At 64.1% G+C, this 14,377-nt stretch carries 12 protein-coding genes; 6 read left to right on the top strand and 6 right to left on the bottom strand.

Annotated elements, in window-relative coordinates; translation table 11 throughout:
- Window positions 1-144: 144 nt before the first annotated feature.
- From J3R73_RS16790 to J3R73_RS16800, 3 genes are read left to right on the top strand one after another with little or no spacing between them, the layout of a single operon-like run.
- Window positions 145-1,686: a sugar ABC transporter ATP-binding protein gene (locus J3R73_RS16790; RefSeq protein WP_307429091.1), complete on the top strand. Its 1,542-nt coding sequence runs from the start codon at window positions 145-147 to the stop codon at window positions 1,684-1,686.
- On the top strand, window positions 1,683-2,660 hold the full coding sequence (locus J3R73_RS16795; protein ID WP_307429094.1) for an ABC transporter permease: 978 nt from the start codon (window positions 1,683-1,685) through the stop codon (window positions 2,658-2,660). The genes J3R73_RS16790 and J3R73_RS16795 overlap by 4 nt, the downstream gene beginning before the upstream one ends.
- A complete protein-coding gene (locus J3R73_RS16800) occupies window positions 2,657-3,658 on the top strand; it encodes an ABC transporter permease (RefSeq protein WP_307429097.1) in 1,002 nt (333 codons plus the stop codon). The genes J3R73_RS16795 and J3R73_RS16800 overlap by 4 nt, the downstream gene beginning before the upstream one ends.
- A gap of 228 nt (window positions 3,659-3,886) precedes the next feature.
- On the opposite strand, the gene J3R73_RS16805 is transcribed toward J3R73_RS16800, so the two are convergent.
- The 5 genes from J3R73_RS16805 to J3R73_RS16825 all read right to left on the bottom strand — a co-directional run bounded on the left by J3R73_RS16805 (window position 3,887) and on the right by J3R73_RS16825 (window position 9,312).
- Complete coding sequence (locus J3R73_RS16805; protein ID WP_307429099.1) at window positions 3,887-4,708, bottom strand: ATP-binding cassette domain-containing protein; 822 nt, start codon at window positions 4,706-4,708, stop codon at window positions 3,887-3,889.
- 2 nt (window positions 4,709-4,710) lie between these two features.
- Window positions 4,711-5,655 carry an energy transducer TonB gene (locus J3R73_RS16810; protein WP_307429101.1) on the bottom strand — a complete coding sequence of 315 codons (945 nt, stop codon included), beginning with the start codon at window positions 5,653-5,655 and terminating at the stop codon, window positions 4,711-4,713.
- Between the two features lie 17 nt (window positions 5,656-5,672).
- Window positions 5,673-6,137, bottom strand: coding sequence for a TonB system transport protein ExbD (gene exbD / locus J3R73_RS16815; protein WP_307429104.1), 465 nt, complete (start codon window positions 6,135-6,137; stop codon window positions 5,673-5,675).
- 5 nt (window positions 6,138-6,142) lie between these two features.
- Entirely contained in the window at window positions 6,143-7,033 is an 891-nt protein-coding gene (gene exbB, locus J3R73_RS16820; RefSeq protein ID WP_370880093.1) for a tonB-system energizer ExbB, read from the bottom strand.
- Between the two features lie 83 nt (window positions 7,034-7,116).
- Complete coding sequence (locus J3R73_RS16825; RefSeq protein ID WP_307429110.1) at window positions 7,117-9,312, bottom strand: TonB-dependent siderophore receptor; 2,196 nt, start codon at window positions 9,310-9,312, stop codon at window positions 7,117-7,119.
- A 251-nt stretch (window positions 9,313-9,563) separates the two neighbouring features.
- Between J3R73_RS16825 and J3R73_RS16830 the strand changes: the two genes are divergently transcribed.
- The 3 genes from J3R73_RS16830 to J3R73_RS16840 are packed head-to-tail and all read left to right on the top strand — an operon-like array spanning window position 9,564 to window position 13,229.
- On the top strand, window positions 9,564-10,508 hold the full coding sequence (locus J3R73_RS16830) for an ABC transporter substrate-binding protein (RefSeq protein ID WP_307429112.1): 945 nt from the start codon (window positions 9,564-9,566) through the stop codon (window positions 10,506-10,508).
- Window positions 10,495-12,495: a Fe(3+)-hydroxamate ABC transporter permease FhuB gene (gene fhuB, locus J3R73_RS16835; protein WP_307429115.1), complete on the top strand. Its 2,001-nt coding sequence runs from the start codon at window positions 10,495-10,497 to the stop codon at window positions 12,493-12,495. Before J3R73_RS16830 ends, fhuB begins: the two co-directional genes overlap by 14 nt.
- An 11-nt stretch (window positions 12,496-12,506) precedes the next feature.
- Window positions 12,507-13,229 (top strand): siderophore-interacting protein, encoded by a 723-nt coding sequence (locus J3R73_RS16840; RefSeq protein ID WP_307429118.1) that lies wholly within the window; start codon window positions 12,507-12,509, stop codon window positions 13,227-13,229.
- A 265-nt stretch (window positions 13,230-13,494) separates the two neighbouring features.
- Here J3R73_RS16840 and J3R73_RS16845 read toward each other — a convergent pair whose 3' ends face one another.
- Complete coding sequence (locus J3R73_RS16845; RefSeq protein ID WP_307429121.1) at window positions 13,495-14,355, bottom strand: NADPH-dependent oxidoreductase; 861 nt, start codon at window positions 14,353-14,355, stop codon at window positions 13,495-13,497.
- Between the last annotated feature and the right edge of the window lie 22 nt (window positions 14,356-14,377).

Consider the following 14,377-nt stretch of genomic DNA (forward strand, 5'->3'; position numbering starts at 1 on the left):
GGATCGTTGCCATCCGGCAGCCCTCCCCCGTCCGTCATTCCCCGCAGGCGATGACGGACGGCATGCGAAATACCTCATGCAGGAATGGCTAGCGGCTTGAGCGAAACGCAAACATCTCTCGATCGGCAGGCAGGCCCCGACAGGATGACGAACACGCCGGGCCCGCCGCAATTGACACCGCAGCGCGCCGCCGGCGTGCCGAGCCTGGCGTTGACGGGAGTCAGCAAGAGCTTTCCAGGCGTGCGGGCACTCGACGCGGTGAGCCTGTCGCTCTACCCGGGGGAGGTCACGGCGCTGATCGGGGAAAACGGCGCCGGCAAGTCGACGCTGGTCAAGATCATGACCGGCATCTACCAGCCTTCGGCCGGCACCATCAGCGTGGACGGCCGGCCGGTGATCTTTTCCTCGGCCCAGGATGCATTCAGGGCCGGGATCACCGCCATCCACCAGGAAACCGTGCTGTTCGACGATCTCTCGGTCGCCGAGAACATTTTCCTCGGCCATGCGCCGCGCGGACGGTTCGGCACCATCAACTGGCGCAGCGTGCGACGGCAGGCCCGCGACGTGCTCGGCCGGATGGGCGCCGGCCATATCGACCCGGGTGCGAGGCTGAAGGATCTCGGCATCGCCAGCCGGCATCTGGTCGCCGTGGCACGGGCCCTGTCGATCGATGCCCGCATCGTCATCATGGACGAGCCGACCGCCGCTCTGTCGCTGAGGGAGATCGAGGAGCTCTTCACGCTGATCGACCTCCTGAAGCGCAGCGGCAAGGCCATCCTGTTCATCAGCCACAAGTTCGACGAGATCTACCGTATCGCCGACCGCTTCACCGTCTTCCGGGACGGTGCGATGGTCGGCGAAGGGCTGATCCGAGATACCGGCCAGGACGAGATCGTCAGGCTGATGGTCGGGCGGTCGGTCGACCATATCTTTCCGCGGCGCGAGCCGCGCCTCGGCGCGCCGGTGCTCGCGGTTTCGGGCCTCTCCCACCCGACCGAGTTCGAGGATATCGGCTTCGAGCTGCGCAAGGGCGAGATCCTCGGCTTCTACGGCCTGATCGGTGCCGGCCGCAGCGAGGTGATGCAGGCGATCGCCGGCATGACACGCACCAGCCGCGGCGCCATCACGCTCGAAGGCAGGGCGCTCGCGCCGAGATCGGCCGCCGACAGCATCGAGGCCGGCATCGTCTATGTGCCGGAGGATCGCGGCCGGCAAGGCGTCGTCATCGGCCTGCCGATCTTCCAGAACATCTCCCTCCCCTCGCTCGGACGGACCTCGAAATCCGGGCTGCTGCGCCTGGCCGAGGAATTCGCGCTGGCGCGGGCCTATACCGAACGGCTCGACCTGCGCGCGTCATCCCTCAGCCAGGATGTCGGCACCCTCTCGGGCGGCAACCAGCAGAAGGTCGTCATCGCCAAATGGCTGGCGACCGCGCCCAAGGTGATCATCCTGGACGAGCCGACCAAGGGCATCGACATCGGCTCGAAGGCGGCCGTGCATGGCTTCATGGCCGAACTGGTGGCGCAGGGGCTGTCGGTGATCATGGTCTCCTCCGAACTGCCTGAGATCCTCGGCATGTCGGACCGCGTCGCCGTCATGCGCGAGGGCCGCCTTGCCGCGATCTATGACAGGCGAGGCCTCGACGCCGAGACCCTGGTGCGCAGCGCCGCGGGGATCGTCCCATGAAGGCGCTGTTCCGATATCGGGAAGTCTGGCTTCTCGTCGCCATCGCGGTGCTGATCGGCCTGGTCTCGATCCGCTTTCCGGCGTTCGCCGCCCCCGGCAACCTCGCGCAGATCTTCAACGATACCGCGCTGCTGATCATGCTGGTGCTCGGCCAGATGCTGGTGATCGTCACCCGCTCCTTCGACCTGTCCATGGCATCCAATCTCTGCTTCACCGGCATGGCCGTGGCGATGCTGAATGCCGCTCATCCGGATATTCCCGTCGCCATGCTGATCGTACTGGCGCTGGTGATCGGTCTCGCCCTCGGCGCGCTGAACGGCATCCTGATCTGGAAGCTGAACATGCCGTCGATCGTGGTGACGCTCGGCACGCTCACCATCTATCGCGGCGCGACCTTCATCCTGTCGGGCGGCGCCTGGGTGAATGCCGACCAGATGAGTCCCACCTTCATCGGGCTGCAGCGCGTCGTCGTCCTCGGCATCCCCGTCCTGTCCTGGATCGTCCTCCTCGTCATCGTCCTGTTCTTCGCGCTGACGACCTATACGGCGCTCGGCCGCTCGATCTTCGCCGTCGGCGTCAATCCGACGGCTTCGGTCTATATCGGCGTCGACGTCGGGCGGACGAAGTTCATCGTCTTCTGCCTCTCGGGCATGGTCAGCGGCCTCGCCGGCTATCTGTGGGTGGCGCGTTACGTCATCGCCTCCGTCGAGATCGCCAACGGCTTCGAGCTCAACATCATCGCGGCCTGCGTCATCGGCGGCATCTCGATTGCCGGCGGCATCGGGTCGGTCGGCGGGGCGGTGCTCGGCGCGCTGTTCCTGGGGCTGATCTCGAACGCGCTGCCGGTGATCGACATTTCGCCGTTCTGGCAGATGGCGATCTCCGGCATGGCGATCATCGTGGCCGTCGCGATCAATGCGCGCGCCGAGCGGCGAAAGGGCCGCATCATCCTGAGGAAGGCGGAAACGGCATGAGCGATATCCCGGCCCCGCGCCACATCCCGGACCGGCTCGACAGGCCGCTGCGCTCGGCGCTCCTGTCCTGGGAAGCGCTGCTGGTGGCGGTCACCGTCACCATCTTCGGGCTCAACTGCGTCGCCTCGCCCTATTTCCTCGATCCGTGGTCGCTGTCGGACCTGACGTTCAACTTCACGGAGAAGGCGCTGATCGCCCTCGCCATGGCGCTGCTGCTGATCTCGGGCGAGATCGACCTCTCGGTCGCCGGCATCATCGCGCTTTCCTCCACCCTGATGGGCATGGCGGCCCAGACCGGTGCCGGAACGGCGGTGCTGGTGCCGATCGGCATCGGCATGGGCCTCGCCTGCGGCGCTCTCAACGGCGTCCTCGTCACGGGTCTCGGCCTGCCGTCGATCATCATCACCATCGGCACGATGAGCCTGTTCCGCGGCATCGCCTTCATCATGCTCGGTGACAAAGCCTATCAGGGCTATCCCGCCGATTTCGCCTTCTTCGGCCAGGGCTATGTCTGGTGGGTGGTGTCGTTCGAACTGGCGCTCTTCCTCGCCGCCGCCCTGCTCTATTGGTTCGTCCTGCATCGGACGAGCTTCGGCCGCCGCATCTTCGCCATTGGCAACAATCCGGTGGCGGCGCAATTCTCCGGCGTGCGGGTCTCCCGCATCAAGTTCCTGCTGTTCTGCCTGACGGGACTGATGTCCGGCATCGCCGCCGTACTGGTCACGTCGAGGCTCGGTTCGACCCGCCCCTCGATCGCCCAGGGCTACGAACTCGAGGTCATCACCATGGCGATGCTCGGCGGCGTCAGCATCAGCGGCGGCGTCGGCAGCATCCTCGGCGTCGTGCTCGCCGCCTTCATCATGGGACTGGTGACGTTCGGCCTGGGCCTGCTCAACGTGCCCGGCATCGTCATGTCGATCTTCGTCGGGCTGCTGCTGATCATCGTCATCGCCGCCCAGCGCCTCACGGCGAAGGGCGCGCCGCACCGGGGCGGCTGAGCGCGGCGCCCGGAGAACGCGCGATTCCCGATGCCGCAACCCCACGATCAAGACATGAGAATAAGCGAATAAAATACTGATCGGACTAAACTTTCATGGCTGTAGTCGGCGCTCCGCAGGTTCAGCACAGGTGGGCGCCTTCACCGTTTTTCGAGGGGTCATTTCCGTACTGGCAGATGCGACGCCGATTTCGAACGGCCGGAGCTTGCAGGCGCCGCTTCTATTTCCTCAGCGCACAAAGCTTATTGGATAGCCTGCCTCCGGATGCGGGACGACGCCCATTTCCAGGCCATAGATCATCCCGAGGTGTTCCGGCGTCACGATTTCTTCGGGTGTTCCTCGCGCAATCAACCGGCCGCCGTGAAGGGCAGCGATCTCGTCGCAAAAGCGCGCGGCCATATTGATGTCATGCAAGACGATGACGACGGCGAGTCCGCGTTCGCGCGACAGTCGTCGAACGAGCGCGAGCACCTCCACCTGGTGTGCGACGTCCAGAGCAGAGATCGGTTCATCGAGCAGCAGGCAGCGTGTATCCTGGGCCACCAACATGGCAAGCCAGACGCGCTGACGTTCGCCGCCCGACAGAGTATCGATCAAACGATCAGCGAAGGATTCGATATTGGCGAGCGCCATGGCGTCGGCGACTCTTTTGCGGTCTGTTGGCGCAAAGCGGCCGAGAGCGCCGTGCCAGGGGTAGCGGCCGAAAGCGACGAGTTCCCTGACCAGCAATCCGGTGGTTGGCGGCGTGTGCTGCGGCAGATAGGCGACCTGGCGGGCAAAGCCACGTTCGCTCCATTGTTGCAGGGCCAGGCCGTCATAGCTGATGGTGCCGGAGGCGGGCGGCTGCTGGCGAGCGAGCAACTTGATCAAGGTCGATTTGCCCGAGCCGTTGTGACCGATCAGCCCGATCACGCGTCCTCCGGGCAATGACAGCGTGAGCGGATGAAGCAGCACGCGCCCCGGGACGGCGTAGCTGACATCGCTCAGATCGAACGAGGGGGTTGCAGCAGGCCGTTCCTTGTCCCTTGTGGTCCGCGTAAATTCCAGCATGGCTATGGCTCGAAGATGACCGGAAGCGTCAGCGACAGCGTCGCCCCTCCCAAGCCGGCAGGCGGAGGGGGGACCGGACTTGCGCGACGAAGCAGGGCGACAGCTTCACGATCAAGCGCGGGATCGCCGGACGATCTCACCAAACGCACGGACAAAACCTGGCCGGAACGGTTGACGGTGAAGGCAACAGACGCCGAACCGGACCCTTTTGCATCAGGCGGGAGGCGTTTGTAGCCGCGAATATGGCCAAGCACACTGCTTGCCCAGGCGGCAGGCGACACGGAGGGTCGAGCCGTGGCGCCTGCGCGCGCCGACTCGGCCCTGTCAGCGCGCTGCGCCTGAACCGTCCGTGGTGGCGTTGTCCGTTCGCGCCGTATCGGGACCGGTTTATCCGGTGTTCTGGAATGTTTGACTGCTTTCTTGACAGGAGGCTGATCCTGGACCTCGAGCTTGTCCGTTGCCATCGGCACGGCAGGCGCCTCTGTCGGCAACAGGGAATCGGCGTCGAGGACAACGGGGGGCTCGGGCACTTTGATGTCCGGGGGAACCTCGGGGAGCGCATCGGCCGATGCCGACTCAACGGGCTGCACGGTCTGCGCCTGATCCAGCGGTGGTGCAGGGGCGGCGAGTTCCGGCCCGGAAGCAACAGGGGCGGGAACGGCAGGCGCAGGAACATCGAGAGGCTGCGCCTGGAGATCGGGGGCCGGATCCGGCTGCACTTGCGCGACTTCGGGCATGGGCAATGCCTGTTGCACGGGCGGCGCCGGTGCAACAGTCAGGGGCGCCAGATCGATCGCGATCGCCGGGATATCGCCGGATGTGTCCTCGGCGAGACGCCATTCATAAGCGCGCCAGGCCACGCCGGCATGGACGGCGACGACAACCACCACCGCCGCACCCCAGCGCAACGCCGACGACAGAGCCCGATCGCGACGCGGTGCCGGCAAGGGAGCGATCCTCGCCATCACGGGGTGGGCGAAGCCGCCGCCGGACTTCGCGCCGCCTCCTGTCCGACATCCTCCAGCCCCACGAGGGCAACCTTGAGATAGCCGGCCTGGCGCAGGAGGTTCATCACATCCATCACATCGCGATAGGCGACGGCACCGTCGGCGCGCAGGAAGACCCGCTGCTCACGGTCGGCGCCCGTCAATCGATCGAGCTTCGTCTGCAGGGCTGCACGATCGACGGCATCCTCGCCGAGCGAAAGGGTCAGATCCGCCTTCACCGTCAGGAAGACCGGCTTGTCCGGCCGCTGCTGCGCCGGTGCGTTGGAGACCGGCAGATCGACCGGTACGTCGACGGTGGAAAGCGGCGCCGCCACCATGAATATGATGAGCAGCACCAGGATCACATCGATGAAGGGCGTGACGTTGATATCCGATACTTCCGGAACATTCCCGTCCTGCGCATCTTTGAGGGAAACTGCCATGATGCCTACTCGGCCGGCTGGGCAATGCGCGGCCGATCCTGCCTGCCCGCTTCGCCGTTGCGGATTTGATGCGGGCCGCGGTCTTTTTCGAGATCACGCGAAAGATGCTGCAGGATCTCGCCGGACGCGTCCGACAGCAGCGCTCGATAGCCGGCGATCCCGCGCGCGAAGACATTGTAGACAACCACGGCCGGGATCGCCGCAATGAGGCCGATCGCCGTCGTCAGCAGCGCCTCGGCGATGCCGGGGGCGACCACGGCCAGATTGGTGGTATGAGCCTGACTAATGCCGATAAAAGCGTTCATGATGCCCCAGACCGTGCCGAACAGGCCGACGAACGGTGCCGTGGCGCCGATGGTCGCAAGCAATCCGGTGCCGCGTGCCATGTCGCGGCCCGCGCGTGCCTCGATGCGCGACAGGGCGATCGCCGACCGCTCCTTGATGCCCTCGGCAGACAGATCCGCCGAGCGCCCGGTTTCGAGCGCTGCCGCCCGGACCAGATCGGCAACGGCGCCGCGCCGGATCCAGCCGTTTGCGATGGCAGCGGACGCCTGGGCGAGCGTGTCGGCTTGCGCCAGGATGCGATTGGTGTTCCGGGCCTTGCGGCTGGCCGCAAGCAGTTCGATGCCCTTGGCGAGCCAGACCGTCCAGGTCACCACCGATGCGAAGGCAAGGCCGATCATTACCGCCTTCACCACGATATCGGCTTGGAGGAACATCCCCCAGGGCGAAAGATCATGCGGCAGAGCGAGTGGCGCCGAGGCGGATTGCCCGGCAGGCGTCGCTGCGCCTTGGGCAAGGGCCGCCAAGGTCGAGAATCCGAAGAGAGACAATGCAGTCCACAAACGCGCAGCGATGCGGCGCGAAAGGGATTTGCAGCCGCGGCCTGCTGTCATTCCGCACCCATCCAGCTCTTCTCCTGCATTGGCTCTCTCGCGGCTTGTGCAGTCCCCTCCCCCCGTCAGGAGAGACTGCTGCCTTACCATTTGTAGCTCGCCTTAAGCGTCGCGACCCGTCCCTCGCCATAGCTGCAGTCATAGGCGGTATCGCAACTGGCCACGTAGCGGCGGTTGAAGATGTTGTTGACGTTCAACGCCACGTTCCATTTGTCGTAGGTATAATGAATGCCGGCATCAAACAGAGTAGCGGACGGAACCTTCAGCGTATTCTGATTGTCGGCATAAGAAGAACCCTGATAACGAACGCCTGCCCCGAACCCAAGCCCCTTCAAGACGCCGGATTGGAGAGTATAATCGGCCCAGAGAGACGACAAAACCTCCGGTGTACCGTCCGGCCTTTTGCCGACGACGGTGGGATCGGAATCCTTGACCGTCTGGATATGGTATGCCGTGAATGCGGCCGTTACTTTCAGCGCTTCGGTTACGTTGGCCTTGCCCTGTACCTCCACCCCGCGCGAACGCACCTGGCCGATCTGCTTCTGGAAAAGCGTATTGTCTGGATCCGTGGTCAGGACGTTGGTACGGGTCAGATCGAAATAGGAGGCGGTGATCAGGCCATCGAAGAAGGCGGGCTTGTATTTGATGCCCGCCTCGTATTGCCTGGCGAATTCCGGCTTGAAGGCCTGTCCCTCGGCATCCGATCCGATTTGCGGATTGAAGGACCTGGAAATCGCGATATAGGGCGTCAGGCCATTGGCGAACTCGTAAGCAAGGCCCGCACGGCCGGAGAAGGCGCCGGTGTCGCCCGAAAAATTCGCCGACCCGATCTTGTCGGTGCTGTTCGACCACACCCGATCATAGCGTCCGTTCAGCGTGGCAATCCAACCGCCCCCGAACTTCACCTGGTCCTGAACATAGGCACCAAGCTGATGCATGGTGTAGTTCTGGTCGAGATAAGGCACGTTCGAGGACTGCGATGCGCCATAAACCGGATTGCTGGCGCTGATCGGCGTAGCCGTGCTGGAAGCCTGGACCTGGTCGATGTTGTAATATTTGTAGTCGAGCCCGAACAACAATGTGTGGGCAAGCGCACCCGTGTCGAATCTGGCCTCAGCCTGATTGTCCGCCGAGAAGGTGTTGACGATGGTATGTTGCGAAAATCCGACGCGGTATAGGAGATTGTCCGGCGCCGTCGGCGTCGACGTCGGATAGCCTGTCGTCGGGTCGAGATAGCCATAGGTATAGGGTCCGCTTTCATCGACGTTCACATAGGAATAGCGGACATTCTGGCGGAATTTCCAGATATCGTTGAACCTGTGCTCGAACTGATAGCCGATCATCGCCTGGTCGCGATTATAGGTATCCGCGGCCGGTTCATCATAATAGAAGCTGCGCGAAATATAGCCGAAGGGCGCACGGACCACGGTGCCGACATAGGGCAGGAAGCCGCCGGTATGGTCGAGGTCATCATGTTGATACTGGCCGAGCACGGTTAGACGGGTATCGTCGTTGGGCTTATAGGTGACCGCCGGGGCAATGACCCCCGTCAGGCTTTGGGCATGATCCGTCTCGTAGCCGCCGCCGGAAAGCTTGCCGGTCAGGCGATAGCTCCATACGCCCGAGGCGTCGACCGGTCCGCCGAAATCGAAGGCCCCGTAGCCATGCCCCCAGCTATTGATGCCGGTTTCGAGATAATGCAGCGGTTCGTCGGTCGGCATCTTGCTGACGAGATTGACCAGGCCGCCCGGATTGCTGCCGCCATAGAGGACGGAGGCCGGTCCCTCCAGGACTTCGATCCGTTCGAGGGTGAAGGGCTCGATCTTGAAGCCGCCGAAGGAATATTGATACAGCGGCAGCCCATCGAGAAATATGCCGGTCTGCGTGGCATCGAAGCCGCGGATACGGATCCAATCCGAACGTGAATCGACGCCGTAGGGTTGAGCCTGCACACCTGCCGTATAGCGCAGGGCTTCGTCGACTTTTTGCGGCTGGTGCGCGTCAAGCTCGTCCCGCCCGATCACGGACACCGATTGAGGCACTTCCTGGATCGGCGTGTTGGTCTTGGAGCCCGCGCTGGTATTTTTCGCGACATAGCCGACGACGGGGCCGGTCGGAGAGCCATTTGAGCCTGTGACCTTCAAAGGGTCGAGCTGGATCACCCCGCTGTCGCCGGTGCTCTGCGCATGCGCCGATGTCGCTGCGGCCAAGGCCAGCGCGCTCGATACGGCCAGCAGCCGAGCCCGTGAACGTCGAATCTTCCTCTTAATCGTCACCAACGCCCCCACGCCATAAATACATCCACTGCCAAGGCACTTTATAGGCGACATATAGATTGGATTAACCTCCATTGTAAACAGGCTTAATTTAAAATTAATCCAAACTTGATCGCTATGTATTGCAGGAATGTGCAGTTTTTATTGATTATAAAGTGCACATGACTATTTAAAACTGCATATTGCAAATACTATATTTGGAGTGCCATAAAGCGCCGTCGGTGCAGGCATTGCGGCAACTTTGGAAAAGGCGCGTGAGGGTAGGCCAGAAGAGCCATGTGGGCGGTGGCGCCATAAAATCCCTGCTTGGCGGCCTTGCGGTGATTTGCGCCCTGATGCTCGGCTGCACGCCAATACGGGCACAAGCTCCTGCTCGCCCCGGGCGCATTGTGGCTCTCGACTGGACGGCCGCGTCGATGCTGATATCGCTTGGTGTCCGTCCCGTCGGCGTAGCGGACGTCGATCTCTACCGCTTATGGGTCAGGGAGCCGGAAATACCGGCGGGTGTCCCGGATGTCGGGCTGCGCAACGCACCCAATCTGGAGATTCTCGCAGGCCTCAAGCCCGACCTCCTCCTGGTCAGCCCGCTTGGTGCGGCCACGCGCCCCATCCTCGACAAGATCGCACCGACGCAGGAGGTCTCGATCTACACGATGGGGACCGATCCCTTCACCGGGGCGGGTGAGCAATTGATGGCGCTTGGCACCAGCCTGGGCCGCGACCAACAAGCTCTGTCCGTTATTGCCACGGCCGAGTTGACCCTTGCTTCGTTGCGCCGGCAATTGAGAGCGCATCCACAATCGAGATTCTTGATCATCCAGTTTCTCGATGGCCGCTTCGTACGGGTTTATGGACAAAGCAGCCTTTTCGGCAGCGTTCTCAACCGCCTCGGTCTCGCCAATGCCTGGATGGCGAGGACCAATGCCTGGGGCTTCAGCCTGGTTGGCATCGAAAGGCTCGCGGCTTTTCCCGATGCCGATATTCTGGTGATCGATCCCACGCCCGCCGACGTGAAGCTGGCGCCCGATCCTCGCAGCCTGTGGGGCAATCTGCCCGCGGTCAGGGCCGGCCGGGTCCACCATCTTGCCGCCGCCTGGCCGTTCGGCGAGTTGCAGGCCGCTGAACGTTTCGCCCGGCTGCTGGTCGAGAACCTGGCGGTGCAGGGGTCCAATGCAGAGCACACCCATGACGGGCCTTGAAGATACCCGTCGCCTGGTGGCGACGCTGGTTCTGCTGGCGATGCCCGCAGGCATCCTGACGTTCTCGTGCTGGAACGTGCAACTGCCCTTCTCACAATGGTGGCAGGCGGCGTTCACGCCCGACCTCGACGATCCCCGGCAACTTGTCTTCCATTTCAGCGCCCTGCCTCGTGCAACCACCGCGATATTGGCGGGTACGGCCCTGGGCACTGCCGGTCTCCTGCTGCAGCAAGTCTTGCGGAATCCCCTCGCCTCGCCGACCACGTTGGGGCTGGAGGCCGGCTCGCAATTGGCCATGACCGTCGCCCTCGTCATGGCGCCGTCCTTGCTCGATATCGGCCGGGAATGGATCGCCCTTGCCGGCGCGCTGATTGCGCTCGGCTTCGTGCTGCTGTGCGCCATGCGCAACCGCTTCTCGTCCATCGCTCTCGTGCTTGCGGGCTTGGTGACGGGCCTCTTGTGCGGTGCACTCACGGTTGCGCTGCACCTGCTCGATCAGGAATATGTCTCCGTTCTATTCCTGTGGGGTAGCGGCTCGCTGGCGCAGCAGGACTGGTCTGCGCCCCTGGCCATGGCGCCGCGTATCGGTATACTCCTGCTGCTCGCTTCAATCGCAACTCGTCCTCTCAGCGTGCTGTCGCTGGATGACGAAAACGCCCGCTCTCTCGGGCTGCCTGTCGCCTGGATACGAGGCGCCGGCGTGGTGCTCGCGGCTCTTCTGACGGCGACCGTGACAGCCAATGTCGGGGTGATCGGCTTTGTCGGCCTCGCCGCGCCGCAGATTGCCCAATTTTCGGGCGCCCGCCGTTTCCTGGCGCGCCTGGTCGTTGCACCGCTGGTCGGAGCCTTGCTTGTCCTGAGCGTCGACGGGGCGGTGGGCCTGCTGGAGACGGTCGGCGTAGTTGATCTGCCGACCGGTGCGGCGACCGCGCTTTTGGGTGCGCCGCTGCTGATCTGGTTGCTGCCGCGCCTTCGCCGAAGCGATCCGCCGGCCGTTCCCTCGTTCGGCAGCGTGCAATTGAGGAACTGGCCTGCCCTTGTTCCTGCGCTGGCCGGTCTGCTGACGCTCGCGATCCTCGTTGCCTTCTTCATCGGCCGTACCGGCGGCGGCTGGCCTGCTGAAGGCTGGCATTTCACAAGCCTCGGCGACTTGATCGCTGTCGCGCCATGGCGCATACCTCGCACGCTCGTCGTGATGTTCGCCGGCGCCATGTTGGCCGCCGCGGGCCTTCTCCTGCAGCGGATTACCGGCAATCCGCTGGCCGCGCCGGAAGTATTGGGCATCGGCACCGGCGTGGCATTCGGGATGGTCCTGTCGCTGATCCTCGCCGTTACGCCCAGCGCCGTCGAGCAGACGCTCGCCGGAGCGGTCGGCGGATTCGCCGCGCTGGCTCTGGTCCTGCTGGCGAGCCGAAAGAGCGGCTTTGCACCGGACCATATCCTGCTTGTTGGCATTGCACTGTCCGCGTTGCTCGACGCCGTCGTGGTGGCTTTCCTCGCATTGGGCGATCCCCGCGCCACCCAGCTTCTGTCCTGGATTGCGGGATCGTCTTACGCCGCGGACTGGCCGAACCTGATGCTGACGGCGATATTGGCCACGGCGCTGCTTCCCTCGACACTCGTCCTGACCCGCTGGCTCGACATCCTGCCCTTGGGCGATGCCGTAACCCGTTCGATCGGCCTGCCGCTTCCACGTGTGCGGCTAGCCATCATGGGCATCGCCTCGCTGCTCACGGCCAGCGCTGTGATGGCGACGGGCCCTCTGACCTTCGTCGGCCTGGCCGGCCCTCATATCGCCCGCCTTATCGGTGTCCGCCGAGCCGTGCCGCAGATCGTGGTCTCGGCTTTGATCGGGGCTCTCATCATGGTCGTGGCCGACACGCTGGCTCGAACGGTGATTGCGCCCCGGCAATTGCCTGCCGGCCTCGTCGCCGCCCTGATCGGCCTGCCCTATCTCGTGTGGCAGCTCGGGCGCAAAAGATCATGAAAGGCCGAATCATGCCCGCCATCGCCGAGCCCCTTCCCGCCACCGTGCGAGCTGTCCAGGACATCGCGCCGGACATGCGGCGGGTCTCGCTTGGAGGCGCCGGCCTCGAGGCGTTGCTGCCCGCGCCGGGGGCCCTTGGTCCCTATCTCAAGCTGCATCTTGAAGACGCGGAGGGATATTCCTGCATCCGCACCTATTCGATCCGCCGCCTCGATCTCGAACGCGGGGAACTTCAGGTCGACATCACCCTGCATGGGCAGGATTCCGTCGGATCTCGCTTCGCCCTTCATGCCCGCGAGGGCGACAATGTCGGCGTGCGCGGCCCCGGTGTCATTCCGGCAGCACCGTGCGTCTCCTATCTGTTCGCGGGCGATCTTACCGCCCTGCCCGCTATTGCCTACACACTGGAAACTCTGCCGCACGACGTTGAAGTCGACGTCATCGTGGAAACGCCGAACCATACTGCGCAATGCCTGCTGCCTTGCACGCGAGGCGAGCGGCTCCGGTGTTTGCACCGTCCCGCCGGCACGCCGAGCCGGCTTGCAGAGGCCGTTCGCAACGCCTTGCCGCAGCCGCGTGGCGACGTCTTCGTCTGGGCCGGCGCCGAGGCCGCCATCGCCCGGGGCATTCGCAAGCACGTGCGGACGACATTGGGCCTGCCAGCCCTCAACTATCAGATCCTGAATTACTGGAAGGCCGGGCGCGCCGAGGGCGATTTCGACTGCCTGACCTGAGAGAGGAGGCTTCTGCTGGATGCCGACGGGGCCGGCTCGGGAAAATCGGACAGGCAGGACAAGCCGGAATCGCTCTTCAAGCGGGCATAGGATCCCAAGGACAGGAGCAACGACGAGGCGCACATGCCGGCATCCCGAACCGGGTCTTTCCGGCTCAACAGGACCAGCGCGTTCTACCTTCAGATCGAATCACCAAGAATCGCAAAATTCTTTTGAGACCCGTGCGTTGAGTTGGTGATCCGCTCCTGCTTGAACGCATTTTGCTCTAGCGCAGGATGAGGCCGCGCTGCTGGAGGAAGTCCTTCAGCACGTGGCGGCCGGTGAGCGCGGCCTCGTCGCTGACGCGCCGCGCCGTCTGCTCGGTCCAGTCGATCAGGCGCATCTCCTGCTCGACGCGGAAATCGTGCATGCGCGCATCATAAGCGGCGATCCGGGCCGGATCGGGCGCGACATAGCGTTCGTGGTGGAGGACGACATCCTGCGGCAGCCGGGGCTTGACGTCGGTGGCGGTCGCCGGATCGGGATAGCCGATGGTCATGCCGAAAACGACCATGGTCTCGTCGGGCAGCCCGATTTCGTCGGCGACGGCCTGCGGATTGTTGCGCATGGCGCCGATATAGCAGCCGCCGAGGCCGAGGGATTCGGCGGCGGTGATGGTATTCTGCGCCGCGAAGGAGGCATCCGCCACACCGAAGATGAATGCCTCGATATAGCCCAGTCCGAGGCCGGGATGGCCCTGGTCGCGGCTGATGGCGCGCAGGCGGGCGAGGTCGGCGACGAAGAGAAGCAGCAGCGGCGCATCGTGGATGTGCTTCTGGTTGGCGGCGTAGCCGGCCAGCCTCGCCTTGCGCGCCTTGTCCTGCACCGCCACGACGCTCCAGGCCTGGAGGTTGGAGGTGGTCGCCGCCGACTGGGCCGCAGCGATGATCGTTTCGAGAATCCCCGGTGCGAGAGGCTTGTCGAGATAGGTCCGGACGGAGCGGTGCAGCAGCATCGTGTCGAGAGCGCCGTTCCAGGGGATCGAGGCCAGCCTCTCGGCGAAGTCCTCGTCGCGATAGCGCGCCCGGACGCGCTCGCGCGCGGGCGATGGCGGTTGCCGGTCATGCGCCGGCGATTGATCGTTCATCTTCTGCCTTTCCGAATTGTGC

The sequence above is a fragment of the Labrys monachus genome, from assembly GCF_030814655.1.
Lineage (GTDB): Bacteria > Pseudomonadota > Alphaproteobacteria > Rhizobiales > Labraceae > Labrys > Labrys monacha.

What these genes read in the sequence shown, in the direction of transcription:
- exbD (WP_307429104.1), bottom strand. Translation starts at nt 6,137, where the DNA reads ATGGCAGTTTCCCTCAAAGATGCGCAGGACGGGAATGTTCCGGAAGTA.
- J3R73_RS16805 (WP_307429099.1), bottom strand. Translation starts at nt 4,708, where the DNA reads ATGCTGGAATTTACGCGGACCACAAGGGACAAGGAACGGCCTGCTGCA.
- J3R73_RS16800 (WP_307429097.1), top strand. Translation starts at nt 2,657, where the DNA reads ATGAGCGATATCCCGGCCCCGCGCCACATCCCGGACCGGCTCGACAGG.
- J3R73_RS16845 (WP_307429121.1), bottom strand. Translation starts at nt 14,355, where the DNA reads ATGAACGATCAATCGCCGGCGCATGACCGGCAACCGCCATCGCCCGCG.
- J3R73_RS16840 (WP_307429118.1), top strand. Translation starts at nt 12,507, where the DNA reads ATGCCCGCCATCGCCGAGCCCCTTCCCGCCACCGTGCGAGCTGTCCAG.
- exbB (WP_370880093.1), bottom strand. Translation starts at nt 7,033, where the DNA reads ATGACAGCAGGCCGCGGCTGCAAATCCCTTTCGCGCCGCATCGCTGCG.
- J3R73_RS16795 (WP_307429094.1), top strand. Translation starts at nt 1,683, where the DNA reads ATGAAGGCGCTGTTCCGATATCGGGAAGTCTGGCTTCTCGTCGCCATC.
- fhuB (WP_307429115.1), top strand. Translation starts at nt 10,495, where the DNA reads ATGACGGGCCTTGAAGATACCCGTCGCCTGGTGGCGACGCTGGTTCTG.
- J3R73_RS16790 (WP_307429091.1), top strand. Translation starts at nt 145, where the DNA reads ATGACGAACACGCCGGGCCCGCCGCAATTGACACCGCAGCGCGCCGCC.